General features: G+C 42.1%; 12 protein-coding genes and 1 tRNA gene. 2 read left to right on the forward strand and 11 right to left on the reverse strand.

Translation table 11 applies throughout. The annotated features are described in order from the left end of the window. Nucleotides 1-30 precede the first annotated feature (30 nt). From preA to MKY71_RS15015, 6 genes are all read right to left on the reverse strand, one after another. Nucleotides 31-1,314, reverse strand: coding sequence for an NAD-dependent dihydropyrimidine dehydrogenase subunit PreA (gene preA, locus MKY71_RS14990; protein WP_340733170.1), 1,284 nt, complete (start codon nt 1,312-1,314; stop codon nt 31-33). A gap of 11 nt (nt 1,315-1,325) precedes the next feature. Beyond that, nucleotides 1,326-2,663, reverse strand: coding sequence for an NAD(P)-dependent oxidoreductase (locus MKY71_RS14995; RefSeq protein ID WP_340733171.1), 1,338 nt, complete (start codon nt 2,661-2,663; stop codon nt 1,326-1,328). A 215-nt stretch (nt 2,664-2,878) separates the two neighbouring features. Continuing rightward, complete coding sequence (gene hydA / locus MKY71_RS15000; RefSeq protein ID WP_340733172.1) at nt 2,879-4,276, reverse strand: dihydropyrimidinase; 1,398 nt, start codon at nt 4,274-4,276, stop codon at nt 2,879-2,881. Between the two features lie 844 nt (nt 4,277-5,120). After that, nucleotides 5,121-6,638 (reverse strand): CoA-acylating methylmalonate-semialdehyde dehydrogenase, encoded by a 1,518-nt coding sequence (locus MKY71_RS15005; protein WP_340733173.1) that lies wholly within the window; start codon nt 6,636-6,638, stop codon nt 5,121-5,123. A gap of 15 nt (nt 6,639-6,653) precedes the next feature. Next, on the reverse strand, nt 6,654-8,009 hold the full coding sequence (locus tag MKY71_RS15010; protein WP_340733174.1) for an aspartate aminotransferase family protein: 1,356 nt from the start codon (nt 8,007-8,009) through the stop codon (nt 6,654-6,656). 134 nt (nt 8,010-8,143) lie between these two features. Then, on the reverse strand, nt 8,144-9,682 hold the full coding sequence (locus tag MKY71_RS15015) for a PucR family transcriptional regulator (protein ID WP_340733175.1): 1,539 nt from the start codon (nt 9,680-9,682) through the stop codon (nt 8,144-8,146). 124 nt (nt 9,683-9,806) lie between these two features. On the opposite strand from MKY71_RS15015, the gene MKY71_RS15020 reads away from it, so the two are divergent. Then, complete coding sequence (locus tag MKY71_RS15020; RefSeq protein ID WP_340733176.1) at nt 9,807-11,054, forward strand: Zn-dependent hydrolase; 1,248 nt, start codon at nt 9,807-9,809, stop codon at nt 11,052-11,054. An 89-nt stretch (nt 11,055-11,143) separates the two neighbouring features. Beyond that, nucleotides 11,144-11,404, forward strand: coding sequence for a Parvovirus coat protein VP1-like protein (locus MKY71_RS15025; protein WP_340733177.1), 261 nt, complete (start codon nt 11,144-11,146; stop codon nt 11,402-11,404). Between the two features lie 58 nt (nt 11,405-11,462). Here MKY71_RS15025 and MKY71_RS15030 read toward each other — a convergent pair whose 3' ends face one another. The 5 genes from MKY71_RS15030 to MKY71_RS15050 all read right to left on the reverse strand — a co-directional run bounded on the left by MKY71_RS15030 (nt 11,463) and on the right by MKY71_RS15050 (nt 15,503). Further along, nucleotides 11,463-12,257, reverse strand: coding sequence for a basic amino acid ABC transporter substrate-binding protein (locus MKY71_RS15030; RefSeq protein WP_339173399.1), 795 nt, complete (start codon nt 12,255-12,257; stop codon nt 11,463-11,465). Nucleotides 12,258-12,459: 202 nt separating this feature from the next. Further along, nucleotides 12,460-13,182, reverse strand: coding sequence for an amino acid ABC transporter ATP-binding protein (locus MKY71_RS15035; RefSeq protein WP_079524429.1), 723 nt, complete (start codon nt 13,180-13,182; stop codon nt 12,460-12,462). Then, complete coding sequence (locus MKY71_RS15040) at nt 13,183-13,884, reverse strand: amino acid ABC transporter permease (RefSeq protein ID WP_014822776.1); 702 nt, start codon at nt 13,882-13,884, stop codon at nt 13,183-13,185. Nucleotides 13,885-13,914: 30 nt separating this feature from the next. Then, on the reverse strand, nt 13,915-14,694 hold the full coding sequence (locus MKY71_RS15045; protein WP_340733180.1) for a basic amino acid ABC transporter substrate-binding protein: 780 nt from the start codon (nt 14,692-14,694) through the stop codon (nt 13,915-13,917). 737 nt (nt 14,695-15,431) lie between these two features. After that, nucleotides 15,432-15,503, reverse strand: a tRNA-Arg gene (locus tag MKY71_RS15050). Nucleotides 15,504-15,631: the final 128 nt, after the last annotated feature.

The following is a 15,631-nucleotide window of genomic DNA, read 5'->3' on the forward strand; positions in this document are numbered from 1 at the left end:
TGACAGCCATCCTTTTAAAATTTGCGCCAACTACCTCGCAACACTTGAACTGCTTGGGGCAAATCCTGCAATTAGCTTCTGTCTTTCGTTCCACGTCATCGGCGGTTGTGTCGGAACAAGTTCCTTCATCGTAATCGCACCTTCTGCCGGACAGACGATTGAACATAAGTTACAGCCTACGCAGTCTTCCTCACGCACTTTCAGCATTGGACGGCCATCTTCTGTATACAGATCGATACATTGATGAGACGTATCTTCACAGGCAATATGGCATTTATTACAGTTGATGCAAACATCATTATTGATCTCTGCAACAACTTTATAATTTAAGTCTAAATCTCCCCAATCCGAATATTTCGGTACTGTTTTGCCGACTAAATCCATCACCGATTTCAAGCCTTTATCATCTAAATAATTGCTTAAACCATCGATCATATCTTCAACAATGCTGAAGCCGTGGTGCATTGCCGCCGTACAAACTTGCACACTCGTCGAACCCATTAAGATGAACTCAGCAGCGTCCTGCCAGTTCGAAATACCGCCAATTCCGGAAATCGGTAAATTGATATACGGACTTCTCGCACACTCACCCACCATGTTCAGTGCAATTGGCTTCACGGCCGGTCCACAATAACCTCCGTGTGCCCCTTTATTGCCAACATGTGGAATCGTGTTCCAAGAATTCAGATCAACGCCCGCCAAACTATTGATCGTGTTGATCATACTTATCGCATCCGCACCGCCGCGCACTGCTGCTTCCGCCGTTACAGTAATATCCGTAATGTTTGGAGTCAGTTTGACGATAACCGGTACTTCCGCATATTCTTTCGCCCAATATGTCTGTTTTTCCACCAGGTCAGGTACTTGACCCGAAGCGGCTCCCATGCCACGTTCCGCCATACCATGTGGGCAGCCGAAGTTTAATTCGAAGCCATCTACCCCAACATCCTGGACTCTTTTCACGATTTCATGCCACTTTTCGGCTTTTGGCTCGACCATCAATGAAGCGATGATCGTATGATCCGGGAAGCGTTTTTTCGTTTCATAAATTTCCTTTAAGTTCACTTCAAGCGGTCGGTCTGTAATGAGCTCAATATTATTGAAACCCGCTACCTTCTGACCATTGAAACTTACCGCAGCAAAGCGAGAGGAAACGTTTAAAATAGGGTCGCCCAACGTTTTCCATACAGCGCCGCCCCACCCTGCTTCAAATGCACGCTGCACTTGATAGCCGGAGTTTGTTGGTGGTGCCGATGCCAACCAAAAAGGATTAGGTGACTTAATACCAGCAAAATCTATTCGTAAATCTGCCATTTCAATTCCCCCTATGCAATTTCTGAATTTGCGTTTAGTTCATAATGAATCGCGTATGCCGAATCTTTGCCTTGCTGCGCCGCCGATACAACTGTCGCCTCACCGTATCCGTTGCCGTAAATCACATCACCGCAAGCATAAATTTTCGGATTGGATGACTTAAGGCTGTTGTGATCCACATCAATCACACCGCGAGTATTCGCCAAGCCTAAATGCTCGATCAGTTCATACTGCTTCGTTTGGCCGATCGCCCGAATTACCGCATCCGCCTCAATCACAAATTCAGAACCAGGAATTTCCGTTAATGTCCCTTTTCCACCTTCGATATCCGTCAGCTTCATTTTGATGCATTCCATTCCGATCACTTTACCGTTTTCGTCGCCAATTATGCGCTTCGGTAATGTCAGCCATCTGAATTCAACTCCGTCCTGCTTCGCAAAATCAAATTCAAAATCATATGCCGTCATTTCATTCGATGTACGACGGTAAACGATTTGCACCTGCTCAGCACCAAGTCTTACAGAACATGTCGCCGCATCAATCGCCGTATTACCCGCACCGATAACGAGCACTTTTTTGCCCAGTACACGATCAGTAAATGAAGATTTCGATTCCTTTACGAAGTCAATCGCATCATACACACCGTCCAACTCTTCGCCTTCAATGCCAAGCATCGGCACTTTGCCCATACCTACCGCTACAATGATGCGGTCGTAGTTTTCAAGCAGTTCATCAACCAGTACATCCTCGCCGATCTTTGTGCTTGTTCTAATTTCAACGCCAAGATTCTTTACTTGCTTCACTTCCCACTCCACCACATCTTGCGGCAGACGGAATGAAACGATGCCGTAGTAATTCAGACCACCCGCTTTTTCATCCGCTTCGAAAATTGTCACACCGTATCCTAGCAATGCCAGTTCACGGGCAGCAGACAACCCTGCCGGACCGCTTCCGATAATCGCAATTTTCTTGCCGTTTGTCGGTTGTGGCGTAAACAGATTAACGTTCGATTCACGCAGCCAATCCGTTGCATAGCGCTGAAGATGACCAATCTGAATCGGCTTTTCTTCACTGTTCAACACACAAGCCCCCTCACAAAGCTCGATTGTTGGACAAACGCGCGCACAGCTAGCGCCTACCGGATTTGATTCCATAATGACACGGGCAGAACCTTTCATATTATTCGAAGCAATTTTCTTGATAAAGCTCGGAATATTAATGCTCGTTGGACACGCCTTTACACATGGCGGATCATAGCAGTACAAACAACGATTCGCTTCAACAGTTGCCGCGTATGTTGTTAACCCATCAAATATCTCTTCAAAGTTCTTCGCTAAACTATTGCTCATTTCATAACAACCCTCTCCAGTTTGATTTGTTATTACTTTTAGCTGTTGAATCTTTATCCAGCCGATACCCAACTACCTGCTGGATAAAGATAAGCCCCGGCAGATGTCACAGATTTTTTAATGAAATGGATGCCAGCCTATAAATGTTGCGTTGTGTAACAAAGGCTGGCTAAACCACGAATCTGGACGCAATTACGAGAACGTAACTGACCTTGTTATGAAGTTACTTTAGTAGTTCCTTTTACTTCACGACGGATATACTTGCCGCTTCCAAGCTGTCCGACGAATTTTTTATCTTGAATGACAAATTCACCGCGCACTAGCACACTTTGTGGCTCACCCGTCACTTCCAGCCCTTCAAATGCGTTGTAGTCCACATTCATATGATGTGTTTCCGCAGAGATCGTACGTTTCACTGTCGGATCGAATAATACGATATCCGCATCCGAACCAACCGCAATCGTTCCTTTTTTAGGGAACAGCCCGAAAATCTTCGCAGACTGCGTCGAAATCATATCAACAAACTCATTTTCTGTAATGCGGCCTTTCACAACACCTTCCGAATACAGTACAGAGAAACGGTCTTCGATAAACGGTCCACCGTTCGGGATTTTCGAGAAGTCATCTTTTCCTAATGTTTTCTTGCCGTTGAAGCTGAATGAACATTGGTCCGAACCAATCGTTTGCAGCTGCTTCGCCTTCAATGCATTCCACAATACTTCCTGATGCTCTACAGGACGTAACGGCGGAGACCATACATATTTCGCACCTTCAAAGTTCGGCTTCTCCAATGCCGTCTGGTCAAGGACTAAATACGGCGGGCATGTTTCACCTAACACGTTGTAGCCTTTATTGCGTGCTGAAATGATTTCATCAACCGCTTCTTTACACGTGACATGCACGACATATAATTGCGCTCCAGCCAAGTTCGCCAGCTCAATCGCACGCTTCGTCGCTTCCCCTTCAACTTCAGGCGGACGAGTAAGCGCATGATAGATCGGCTCCGTTTGACCATTCGCTTTCGCTTCTTCTACTAGCTCATCGATAACCGATCCGTTCTCACAGTGAACCATTACCGTTGCGCCAAGCTTCTTCCCGACTTTAAACGCCTGGAATAATGTACGGTCCGTCGCCTGGAATTCCTTCGCATAGGCAAGGAACACTTTGATCGAGCTGATCCCGCCTCTTTCCAACGCTTCCGGTAATTCCTGCAAGCGCTGTTCGTTTAAATCACCGATCATTAAATGGAAGCCATAGTCGATTACGGCTTTATCTTTTGCTTTGCCATGCCATGTATCGATCGCATCCATCAGTGTAGGCGAGCCCGCACTAATACAGAAATCGATAATTGTCGTTGTTCCTCCGTATGCCGCAGCAATTGTTCCAGATTGCCAGTCATCATCTGTTACCGTATTGTTGAACGGCATATCAAGATGGGTATGAGGGTCAATACCACCCGGGAATAAAACCTTTCCTGTTGCATCAATAATTTCCGCATCAGCATCATCTATTTTCGCTGCAATTTGAGTGATGATCCCATCCTCGATCAGCACATCCCCTTTAAATGTATCTGCAGCAGTAACAATTGTTCCCCCAGTAATAATCTTTTTCATATGAACCCTCCTAGTTTTCTAGTAATTTCTATTGAAAAAATGAAAAACCAAAGTGCATCCTAGTATTTGAGAATATTTACTAGTTTTTTAGCATATAATTTAATATATAGTATTATATGTAACAATTAGTAACATAATATCTAATTAACAGAAAAAATTTTAAAAATATTTTCTGTTGGCGAAAACCCTTGCGAATCCTTCATATACATAACTTTACTGAATATTTTGACTAAATTTAATATACAAAAGGTAATTTTTTCCGTAAATATTTTAGACAAAAGGTTAAAATTTGTAAGGAAATATACTGTTTTTACGTAAACTTTTCTAACATAATGTATTGGTTTTGGTTTGGGCTTCTACTAGAAGTGAAGTTCGTGGGGGAAGTTTTCTAATATATTCAGAGGATGTTCTAATATATTTTTATTTGTTCTAATAAACTTTGGATGTTCTAATATAATCGTCAATTGTTCTAATATGTGTGTGCAATGTGCTAATATCCCCTCCCGATCTTCAAATATCCACGGCGTTTCTTCTAATATCCGTCCGCAATGTTCTAATAAAACCACGAACCCGCATCCGCCCACCCCAAAAACAGGGTCCGCTAACCTTATTACTACTCAATCTTCTACTAAATTCGCGAACTGTTCTAATAACCGGCCAACTTCTTCTAATATCCGCCGCAAATGTTCTAATAAAATATAAACCCGCCTATACCTGAACTTAAATTTATGTCCACCAACCCCAATCTTCTACTAAATCCGCCCTCCCGCTGCAAACAAGCCACCCCCGAAACAAAAAACAGCCTAACCCCACATCCTGGAATTAAGCTGTTTCTTCATGTATTTTAGTTATTGCTAGGAAAAGCGAATGTCGATGCTGTTGTTTCTGTTGTGTCTGGCCAGCGTTCCGATACTGTTTTCGTTTTCGTAAAGAATCGGGCCTGATCCGGACCAAACATATGCCCTTCACCAAAGCGCGAACCTTTGAAGCCGGCAAAGTTATGATAGCCGACAGGGATTGGAATCGGCACATTGACGCCGACCATACCGACATCGATCTCCGTTGTAAACTTGCGCGCTGCCGCACCATCGTTCGTGAAGATCGTAACCCCATTCGCCAGATCCTGACCATTGATGAAATCGATCGCTTCCGCCAGCGAGTTTACGCGCACGACATTACGAGCCGGACCGAAAACTTCCTCATCGAAAATCTCCATCTCCTTCGTAATATTGTCCAGCAATGTCGGACCGACGAAGAAACCTTCCGAGTTTTTCACGATATCCAGTTCACGGCCATCCACTACGACCGTCGCACCTTGACGTTCAGCCAGATCGATCGCTTTCAAAATATTTTCTTTCGACTCTTTAGAAATGACCGGTCCAAAATCCGTGCCCTCTTCTTTATAGCTGCCCACTTTCAAGTTGCTGATTTTCTCTTTCAAAATCGCAACAAGTCGGTCAGCCGTCTCTTCACCAACCGGCATAATCGTCGAAATCGCCATGCAACGTTGGGAAGCCGCGCCATATGCAGCACCGATAAATGCATTCGCAACTTGCTCCAGATCCGCATCCGGCATAACAACCATATTGTTTTTACCGCCGCCTAGAGCAGTTACGCGCTTACCGTATTTTGAACCCGTTTCATAAATATATTTCGCAACAGGTGTTGATCCGACAAATGAAATTGCCTGAACAGTCGGGTTTTCCAGCAGTTCATTTACCGCATCTTTACTGCCGTTTACTACTGTCCAGATCCCGTCCGGCAATCCTGCCTTTTTCCATAGTTCACTGACAAACAGCGAAGTCATCGGCACCTTTTCAGAAGCTTTTAAAATAACCGCATTCCCAACAGCAACCGCCATCGAAGTTTGCGCTAATGGCACCATGATCGGGAAGTTGAATGGCGAAATCGCCGCTACGACACCTAAAGGGTACTTCGCAGAGTAGGCATTAATTTGCCCACCTACATTTACCGAATATTCCCCTTTCACCAAATGAGGCGCACCGATTGCCAAGTCAACCGATTCCAGTGCACGAGTTACTTCACCGCGTGCATCCTCCAACGTTTTCCCGCTCTCCGTACAAATGATTTCCAACAGCTGATCCATATTTTCTGTCAGTAAAAATCGGAAACGCATCAATACTTCCGCACGCTTCGCAACAGATAAATCACGCCATGCCGGGAAAGCCGCTTTTGCTGCTGCAATGGCTTCACGTGTTTCTTCAGCTGTCGCAATCGGAACTTCGGCAATTACTTCGCCTGTCGTCGGGTTATAAACTTTCGAATAGTTGTTGCTCTTCCCTTCGACCAATTCCCCATTGATAAAATGTGTTAATTTTTTTACCGAAACTGCTTCTGTCATTATGAAGATCCCCCTTTATTTAATACTGTTCACTGCTTCAATCACTGTATTGGCAATCAGGTCCTTTTCCTCCAATGAAATTGAAAGCGGCGGTGACAGTGTTAATACGTTATTGAAGTTCGCAACCGTTACACCGTTTTTCCCGATAATGACACCCTTTTTCTTACAGTAGGCAATCACTGCATTAACGCGCTCAACATCAAGCGGTGCCTTCGTTTCCTTATTTTCAACAAGCTCAATCCCGATCAGTAACCCTTTACCACGGATATCGCCTACATAAGGATGATCCTCGAGATTTTCTTTCAATGTGCGCTTCAGTGATTCTCCGAGGACAACGGATTGTTCGAATAAATTTTCGCGCTCCATAATTTCAATGTTTTTCAGTGCGACCGCACACGCGACCGGCGAACCGCCAAATGTATTAATATGACGGAAAAATTCATATTCCCCGTTCTCGACAAACTGCTCGTAAATTTCACGGCGGATCGCAGTTGCTGATAACGGCATGTAAGCACTTGTTAACCCTTTAGCCATCGTCACAATATCGGGCTTAATGCCGTAGTTCTGGAATCCGAACGCTTTACCCGTACGTCCGAAACCATTGATTACTTCGTCAACAATCAGCAGCGCACCGTGGTTTTCGCACACTTCCTTTACGCCTTTCAAGTAATCCTCATTCGGCATGATGACACCGCCACCTGTAATGATCGGCTCCATAATGACCGCGGCGATCGTTTCGGACATTTCCCAAGTCATTACTTGGTCGATGTTTTTCACACTTGGCAATGTCGTAGCATCACCATTGATCGCTTCTTCCGGATTGCGGTACTGATCAGGTGGTGCTACATGTAAAAAGCCGGGTGCAAGCGGCTCGTATTTATATTTACGCTGCGCTTGACCTGTTGCTGCCAATGCGCCCATTGAACTTCCATGATAAGCACGGTAGCGGGAAATGATTTTATAGCGGTTCGTATCACCTTTTTGCTGATGATATTGTCTTGCCACTTTAAACGCCACTTCATTTGCTTCCGATCCGCTGTTCGAATAGAAGACAACATATTCATCACCAAGCAGCTCACTGATTTTCTGGCTCAGTAAAATCGCCGGTGTGTGTCCGTTCGTTAGCGGTGTATAAGAATTTTTAAGCATTTGCTCGTAAGCTGTGTCGGCAATCTCCTTACGACCATAACCAATATTTGTACACCAAAGCCCTGCCATCGCATCTAAATATTTATTGCCATCGATGTCTGTCAGCCAAGCCCCTTCCGCTCGCTCAACGATAAATGTTGCTTCCGGGTTATAAGGCTTCATCGAGTGCCATACATGTTTTTCGTCATCTGCTTTCCAGTTATACTCTACATATTGGCTCATGCATTTCCCTCCTACATTCCTAAACTCTATTTCTATTTTCGCTTATTGGAAGAATAAGGGCATTATACATAGTGTCAAATGGATGTTGAACTCGATTTCACATTAAGGCCAAAGAGCTTACTAGATCACGCCTCCTAAACCTTCACACCCTCATAATAATTATGCTTCGTCATAAGCAGCATAATCTCCAGGCAGAGGCGGTTTTCGTACTTCATAAAATCATTGCCGATGATCTGCTCCACCTTTTCCAGGCGGTGATAAAGCGTTTGGCGGACGATAAACAGCTTTTCGGCCGTTTCCTTTTTCAGTCCGTTACACTGAAAATACACATCGAGCGTTTGGATCAGATTTGCATTGTGCTTGTAGTCATACTGGCTGAGCTTTTCGATTTTTTCCTTCGCTGCCTGCATGAGACTGTTGTTGTTTTGCAGCACTTTCACCATATGGTACAGCACCAATTCATCGTAAAAATACGAAAGCTCCATATGTTTCATCCGAATCTGCAATGTTTCCTGTGCAGTTTGATAGCTTTCCTTCAATTCATTGTAATGCGAAACATATTTCCCAACAGCGATCAGCATGTCTTGTTTATTTTGCTGGATCATCTCATTCATCACACGGTTCATCCGCTCTTTATACGTAGCTCCCTGCGCCAGGTCGTTGACGATGAAAATCAAGTATTGGGACTGCTCCACAATAAATGTGTAAAACCCTTCCTTCTGCAGCGCCTGACGAAGATTGATTTTATAGTTCGTTAAATCTTTTTTCGCATTTTTCCTTCTCAGCTGATGAATCATAACCATCCAGCCATTATGCTTCAACTTCTGGTCGATCTCTTCGATAAAATAAAGCAGCTCGTCATCGCTGTTTTCACCTTCAAGCCACTTCTCGAAAAATTTCCGGTTCTCGCTCTCCAATTTTTCTTCAATATATAAATCTCTTAAAATAAATTGCGAAAGCGTAACAACAGTACGGTCCAAAATAAGCAAATCCAACTCCGTCATTTCTCTTTTTTCCGAGTAGATATAAACCGTGCCGTACAACTGATCAAATAAATTCACTTCAATACTTGCTTTATGCTTACTACTTAAACGGTCAATATACTTTTTGCAATTTTCAATCTTTTTATCCGGGATTGCGAGACTTGCTCCTCTTTTCACATCAAAATAAATATCCACATTCAAATACTTTTGCATATACTGCAAAATCTTTACTTTATCATTTACTTTCAAAACATAGTTGTTGATCTTCTGGGAATAATCTTCGAGCTGCCTTAAAATATCGTATTGCTGATGAATGATGGCTGTATGCAAATCTTGCGTAATGCCGACAAACGGGACAATCTCCTGAAAAACGATGAGCGGGAAATCCAGTTCATCTGCCAGATTCATAACACTTTCCGGAACGGTTTGAATATACATCCCCAGCTCAATACAAAGCCCGGCTACCTGCAAATCGCTAAGTTGCTTCACAAAATTCAAAAAGCCTTGTTCATTATCTTTTAAAGTGACACCTGTCGTCAAAATGAGCTCATTTCCTCTAATAAGCTGCTTCACATCGGTTACTTCCAATATATGAATCCATTTGATTGCATGATTTAAGCCGATTTGACCTGCGACAACCTTCGCTGATTCAAAGTACTTTCGATTTAGAACTTCTTTTACGGTTAACATAAGCAGCCCCCTATCATTAACAATTCGTCCATACAATTATTGTAACATTTTACATTAAGTATATATTAATTTGTTATATGCTAGTGCTAATGTTTATATATTATTGAATTTAAGGGGGACATTTATGTTAAAAACAAATCGCGAACGACTTCAAAACATGATTGATTTATTCAGCCAATTTGGGGCTACAGAAAATAACGGTGTCACACGTTTAAGCCTATCTCCCGAAGATATTCTCGCGCGTAACAAATTCAAGGAAATTTGCGAACAGCTCGGTATGACCGTAACGGTCGATGATATGGGCACAATGTATGCAACACTTCCTTCCAACTCCGATAATTTACCGATTGTCATCGGCTCACATTTGGATTCAGTGATTAAAGGCGGACGCTTCGATGGCGTGCTAGGTGTTTTAACTGCACTGGAAGCCGTCCAAACGATTATCGATGAAAAACTCGAACTGGATCATCCTATCACGATTGTAAACTTCACAAATGAAGAAGGTGCACGTTTTGAACCTTCACTAATGGCTTCAGGTGTTCTTTCAGGAAAATTCGAAAAGGAAAAGATGCTCGCTTCAACTGACCCTAAAGGGGTAACATTTGAACAAGCCCTGAAAGAAAGCGGCTATGAAGGCGACGCTGCAAATCGTCTGACAGAGGCCCATGCCTATTTGGAGCTTCATATTGAACAAGGTCCCGTGCTGGAACATTATAAAAAAGAGATTGGTGTCGTGGAAGGCGTACTTGGCATGGTATGCTATGACATTACGTTAACCGGCGAATCAAACCATGCGGGCACTACCCCTATTTCCATGCGTAAAGACAGTATGTTTGCCGCGATGCAAATCATTTCGATCCTGCAAAATAAATTAAAACAGCTTCCTGAAGATCTTGTTTATACAATCGGACGCATCAATGCCTACCCAAACATTCATACAGTCATCCCGAGCAACGTAACCTTCTCGTTGGAATCCCGCCATCAGGACCCGGCAGTCATTCAGCAAGTGGAGCAAATTATTTTTGACCTGCCAAAAGAAATCGAAAACTGCGAGCTGAGCTACGAAAAACTATGGAGCCGGGATACGGTGTATTTCGCACCGGAAGTTGTCCATGCTGTAGCAGCAAGCACAGATGAACTCGGGTATTCACGCCATCATATGTTCAGCGGTGCCGGCCACGATGCTCAATTTATCGCCGGGTACATTCCTTCTACGATGATTTTCGTTCCAAGTGCGAAAGGCTACAGTCACCGCGAAGATGAATATACTTCCTACGAAGAATGTTCAAAAGGTGCGGATGTCCTTCTGAATGCGGTATTGAAAGTAGCTGAATCTTCGGTGTCACCCGTAAAGTCTGCTAGTGTAAAGTAATGGTTTTATGATGAAATTAATAGGATTGCCCTCCTCTTCTTATTAGGTGAACATACTATATATGGAACCTACTAGAAGGAGGTGGGATGATGAGACGTCCTGCAATGGGGTTCTGCTTTCCTGGTTACCGCTACTGCGGTCCGGGATGCACTGGACCTGGTGCACCAATGAATGAAGTAGATAATTGCTGTCTGAACCATGATGCTTGCTATGCAAGTGGATATGATAAACGATATTGTGACGCAATTTTCCAGCAATGTTTAAATCAATACAAAAACCCCTCAACGAAAATGGGGAGGGACGCAAATTTATTTTCTAGAGCAATTCGGTTAAAGAACTTTCTAATATAAACTAAAACACAGGCATGAATTCCTTTTCAAAAGGTTTCATGCCTGTGTTTTCAATTAATTAATCAATCTTCTGACCTGTAATTTCCTCTAACTTACCGTTTTCTTTAATTTTTGCTAAGCCTTCATTTAAGCGGTCTAATAATTCTTTGTTCCCTTTTTTCACCATGAAGCCATAATATTCTTTTTCGAACTGATCCGATTCGATCGCTTTTAGTCCTGAATTCGGATTGTTCTTTAAGTATTCGATTACAACGGCATTATCGCCGATCGCTGCTGCTGTTGCACCATTGATTACTTCCTGGAATGCCACTGGCTGGTTTTCATAAGCTAAAATTTTTGAGCTTGATTTTCCTTGCAGATTTTGTGCGGCAATATGGCCGGTTGTATTAATTTGAACCGAGATTTTTTGATCTTTTAACTCATCCAATGTTTCGATTGGTGAATCTTCTTTTACAACGATCATCAATGACGCTTCATAATATGGATCTGTGAAGTCATACGTTTCTTTACGCTCTTCTGTAATTGTGATGCCTGAAGCACCTAAGTCCAGTTCACCGTTCGTAATTTGTTGGAATACCGGCTCCCAACCGACATTTCGGAACTCGACTTCCGAACCGATTTCTTCACCGATTGCGTTCATAATATCCACATCGATTCCGACAATCTCACCTTTGTCATTCATTGATTCAAATGGGGCAAATGTTGCTTCTGTTCCGACTAGCAGCTTTTTACCGCCACCTTCTCCGGCTGTTGCACTTCCTGATGTTTCATCGTCTGATGTTCCGCATGCGGCTAAAATGATCGTTAATGTCATTAGCAGCATTGTTATTAAAAATTTCTTCGTCTTGAACATTATAAAACCCCCTCTATTTTTGTTAAGATTATACATTTTTTAGTAGAGCCACACAATACGGAATTCTAAATCTTCTGATAGTTTACGTTATAAAAATCCACCAAGGAGTCGCCTCCCCAGCATTCCAACCATCTGTGCTCTCTACTAAATAAAAAAACTACCCTCTACTATTCATCATAATAGAAGATAGTCCCCACTGCTTTTATAGAACTTTTCCTAAAAAGGCTTTTGTACGTTCGTTTTGCGGGTTGCCGAATACTTCATCCGGATGCCCTTGCTCTACGATATAGCCGCCATCCATGAACAGTACACGGTCACCGACTTCACGTGCGAAGCCCATTTCATGCGTTACGACAACCATTGTCATCCCTTCTTTTGCAAGATTCTTCATTACTTCCAGAACCTCTTTCACCATTTCCGGGTCAAGGGCTGACGTTGGCTCGTCAAACAGCATCACTTTCGGCTTCATCGCCAGCGCACGGGCAATCGCTACACGCTGCTGCTGACCGCCTGATAACTGCTGCGGATAGTTATATGCCTTTTCACGCAAACCGACCTTGTCCAATAGCTCCAGTGCCAGTTTTTCGGCATCCGCCTTGTTCAGCTGGCGAATTTGCATTGGCGCCATCGTAATATTATCGATGACCGACATATGCGGGAATAGGTTGAACTGCTGGAACACCATTCCTACTTCTGTACGGATCTCGTTAATATTTGTTTTCGGATCATTTATTTTAGTACCTTCTATATAGATTGCCCCATCCGTTACTTCTTCCAGCAAATTCATGCAGCGAAGAAACGTTGATTTCCCGGAACCAGATGGCCCGATGACACAAACTACCTCTTTTTCATGTACTTCATAATCGATCCCTTTTAACACTTCGAGCTTGCCAAAATGCTTGTGTAAGTTTTCTACTTTAATCATTTACGCGCGCTCCTTTTTCTTACGTGGGTTGTAATTGATATCCACTCGTCTTTCGATAAATGCAATGAGCTTCGTTACAGCATACGTCAATACAAGGTATAGGAACGCCGCGAATAAATACGGCTCCCAGAAACGCTGATACGTTCCGGCTACTACTTTACTTACGTATAAAATTTCGGCTCCGGCGATTACCGTTACAAGTGAAGAATCTTTTAACAGTGCGATAAATTCATTTCCTAAAGGCGGAATCATTCGACGGAACGCCTGCGGTAAAATAACTTTGCGCATCGCCTGGCTTTGCGTTAATCCTAAAGACCTTGCAGCTTCCATTTGCCCTTTGTCGATCGACTGGATCCCTGCACGGAAAATTTCTGCATTATATGCAGCACTGTTTAAAATCAGTCCGACAATACCCGATACCCACCAACCTTGTGATGTTCCGAAAATAGTCGGAATAACCGCTAAGTGAATTAATAATAATTGTACGAGCATTGGCGTACCACGGAATACGTCGACATAGATTTTAGCCGGCCAGTAAATCCACTTTTTTGTTGAAACTTGGCCTAATCCTAAAACTAGACCGAATATGATCCCACCAATATAACCACATGCTGTTAAAACAATAGTCGCCCAAAGTCCTTTTGCATATAGTTCACGGTAGTTCCAGATTATATCCCAACGGAAAAAATCAAAAAAATCCATCTGAAACCCTCCAATAAATTAAAATGTAGCTTATTCGATTTCTGTACCTGTAATTTCAGCTAGCTTGCCATTGTCTTTAATTTTTTGAAGACCTTCATTTAAAATGTCCAATAGCTCTTTGTTGCCCTTTTTCACCATAAAGCCGAAGTAATCTTTTTCGAATGAATTATCTTCCACTGCTTTTAAGCCTGAATCAGGATTGTTTTCAAGGTAATCTAAAATTACTGCATTATCACCGATTGCGGCATCTGCTGCACCTGTCAGTACTTCTGTTAAAGCAACAGAGAAGTTTTCATAAGCTAAAATCTTCGAGCTTGCAACACCTTGAAGTTCCTGAGCTGCGATATGACCTGTCGTATTGATTTGCACCGCGATTTTTTTGTCTTTAATATCTTCTAACGATGCCACTGTCGAACCTTCTTTTGTCACGATCAATAACGTCGCTTCATAATAAGGATCTGTAAAGTCATAAGTTTGTTTACGCTCATCTGTAATTGTAATCGCTGCTGCACCCATATCCACTTCACCATTTGTTACTTGGCTCATCATTGAGTCCCAGCCTACATTTTTCACTTTTGTCTCGATGCCCATCTCTTCGCCGATCGCTGCTAAAATCTCTGAATCTAATCCAACAACATTGCCTTTATCATCTAAGTATTCGAATGGTGCATATGTAGCTTCCGTACCTGCAACAATTTTCTTATATTCTTTATCACCTGTTGATGAAGATTCGTCTGCTCCACACGCTGTTAAAATCATCGAAGCTGCTGCTAAAGGTGCTGCCCATTTAAATAGTTTTCTAGTACTCATTATGAATATCCTCCTGGATGTAATAGTTTTTTTAATAACATGTTCAATTATATTAATTCCACAATTAATATACAACATTTAATTTTTAAAAAATTGATTATTATTGCAGTATGATGAATTAATATAACAAAATTGACGGTTTATTTGCATATAATTTAATATTTATTCACTCATTTACTATTCCATTATTGTATCCCCCTTCTAAAATGCCTCACTTTCCATTACATATATTCCCTGTTTTTTATAATATATGTTAATTCTATAAAGAATTTTTACTAAAACAAAAAAAGACCGCACAAGAGGAGCTCCTCTCATACAGTCTTGAAATTATTATTTAGTTAGAGAACGAATGAAGGATAAAAAGAACCGGTACAGTGATTCCTTCTATCCTACTAAAACTTCATTCTCTATTGCAAAAAAACCTCAGATGTTTTTTTACAATTGATATTGAAACGTATATTAAAACAGTAAAATGGTGCCCCCTAAAGGACATGATAGTATGGTCTATCTAACTAGTTTTGTAAAAACACAACATTTAATAATGTACTAATTTTCTACATATAATTCAAGTAGGAAATGTATTTTTTTATAAAGAAATTTTGTTTTTTTAAGTGAAGAGCGTTTAAATTAGTTCGGTTTCGGAAACTTATAGTGTAGCGTCAAAAATAAACTGTAGAAAAATGGAAGAGAAAGATTATTTTTACTTCATGCTGATCAATAATCTTTAAAAAAGAAAGCGCCCTCGGAGGGAATCGAACCCCCAGCCTCAGAACCGGAATCTGAAGTGTTATCCATTACACCACGAGGACATATAAATAAGTATATGAGCAACTTTTTTCATTATACAGATGGAACCCCTTATTTTCAACTGTAAAAATCAGAGTTTATATTTGACCATAACTGACTAATACGTGTATGATAGGTTTACAGCTGAAAT

This window comes from Solibacillus sp. FSL W7-1324, from assembly GCF_038008025.1.
Lineage (GTDB): Bacteria > Bacillota > Bacilli > Bacillales_A > Planococcaceae > Solibacillus.

What these genes read in the sequence shown, in the direction of transcription:
- preA (WP_340733170.1), bottom strand. Translation starts at nt 1,314, where the DNA reads ATGGCAGATTTACGAATAGATTTTGCTGGTATTAAGTCACCTAATCCT.
- MKY71_RS14995 (WP_340733171.1), bottom strand. Translation starts at nt 2,663, where the DNA reads ATGAGCAATAGTTTAGCGAAGAACTTTGAAGAGATATTTGATGGGTTA.
- hydA (WP_340733172.1), bottom strand. Translation starts at nt 4,276, where the DNA reads ATGAAAAAGATTATTACTGGGGGAACAATTGTTACTGCTGCAGATACA.
- MKY71_RS15005 (WP_340733173.1), bottom strand. Translation starts at nt 6,638, where the DNA reads ATGACAGAAGCAGTTTCGGTAAAAAAATTAACACATTTTATCAATGGG.
- MKY71_RS15010 (WP_340733174.1), bottom strand. Translation starts at nt 8,009, where the DNA reads ATGAGCCAATATGTAGAGTATAACTGGAAAGCAGATGACGAAAAACAT.
- MKY71_RS15015 (WP_340733175.1), bottom strand. Translation starts at nt 9,682, where the DNA reads ATGTTAACCGTAAAAGAAGTTCTAAATCGAAAGTACTTTGAATCAGCG.
- MKY71_RS15020 (WP_340733176.1), top strand. Translation starts at nt 9,807, where the DNA reads ATGTTAAAAACAAATCGCGAACGACTTCAAAACATGATTGATTTATTC.
- MKY71_RS15025 (WP_340733177.1), top strand. Translation starts at nt 11,144, where the DNA reads ATGAGACGTCCTGCAATGGGGTTCTGCTTTCCTGGTTACCGCTACTGC.
- MKY71_RS15030 (WP_339173399.1), bottom strand. Translation starts at nt 12,257, where the DNA reads ATGTTCAAGACGAAGAAATTTTTAATAACAATGCTGCTAATGACATTA.
- MKY71_RS15035 (WP_079524429.1), bottom strand. Translation starts at nt 13,182, where the DNA reads ATGATTAAAGTAGAAAACTTACACAAGCATTTTGGCAAGCTCGAAGTG.
- MKY71_RS15040 (WP_014822776.1), bottom strand. Translation starts at nt 13,884, where the DNA reads ATGGATTTTTTTGATTTTTTCCGTTGGGATATAATCTGGAACTACCGT.
- MKY71_RS15045 (WP_340733180.1), bottom strand. Translation starts at nt 14,694, where the DNA reads ATGAGTACTAGAAAACTATTTAAATGGGCAGCACCTTTAGCAGCAGCT.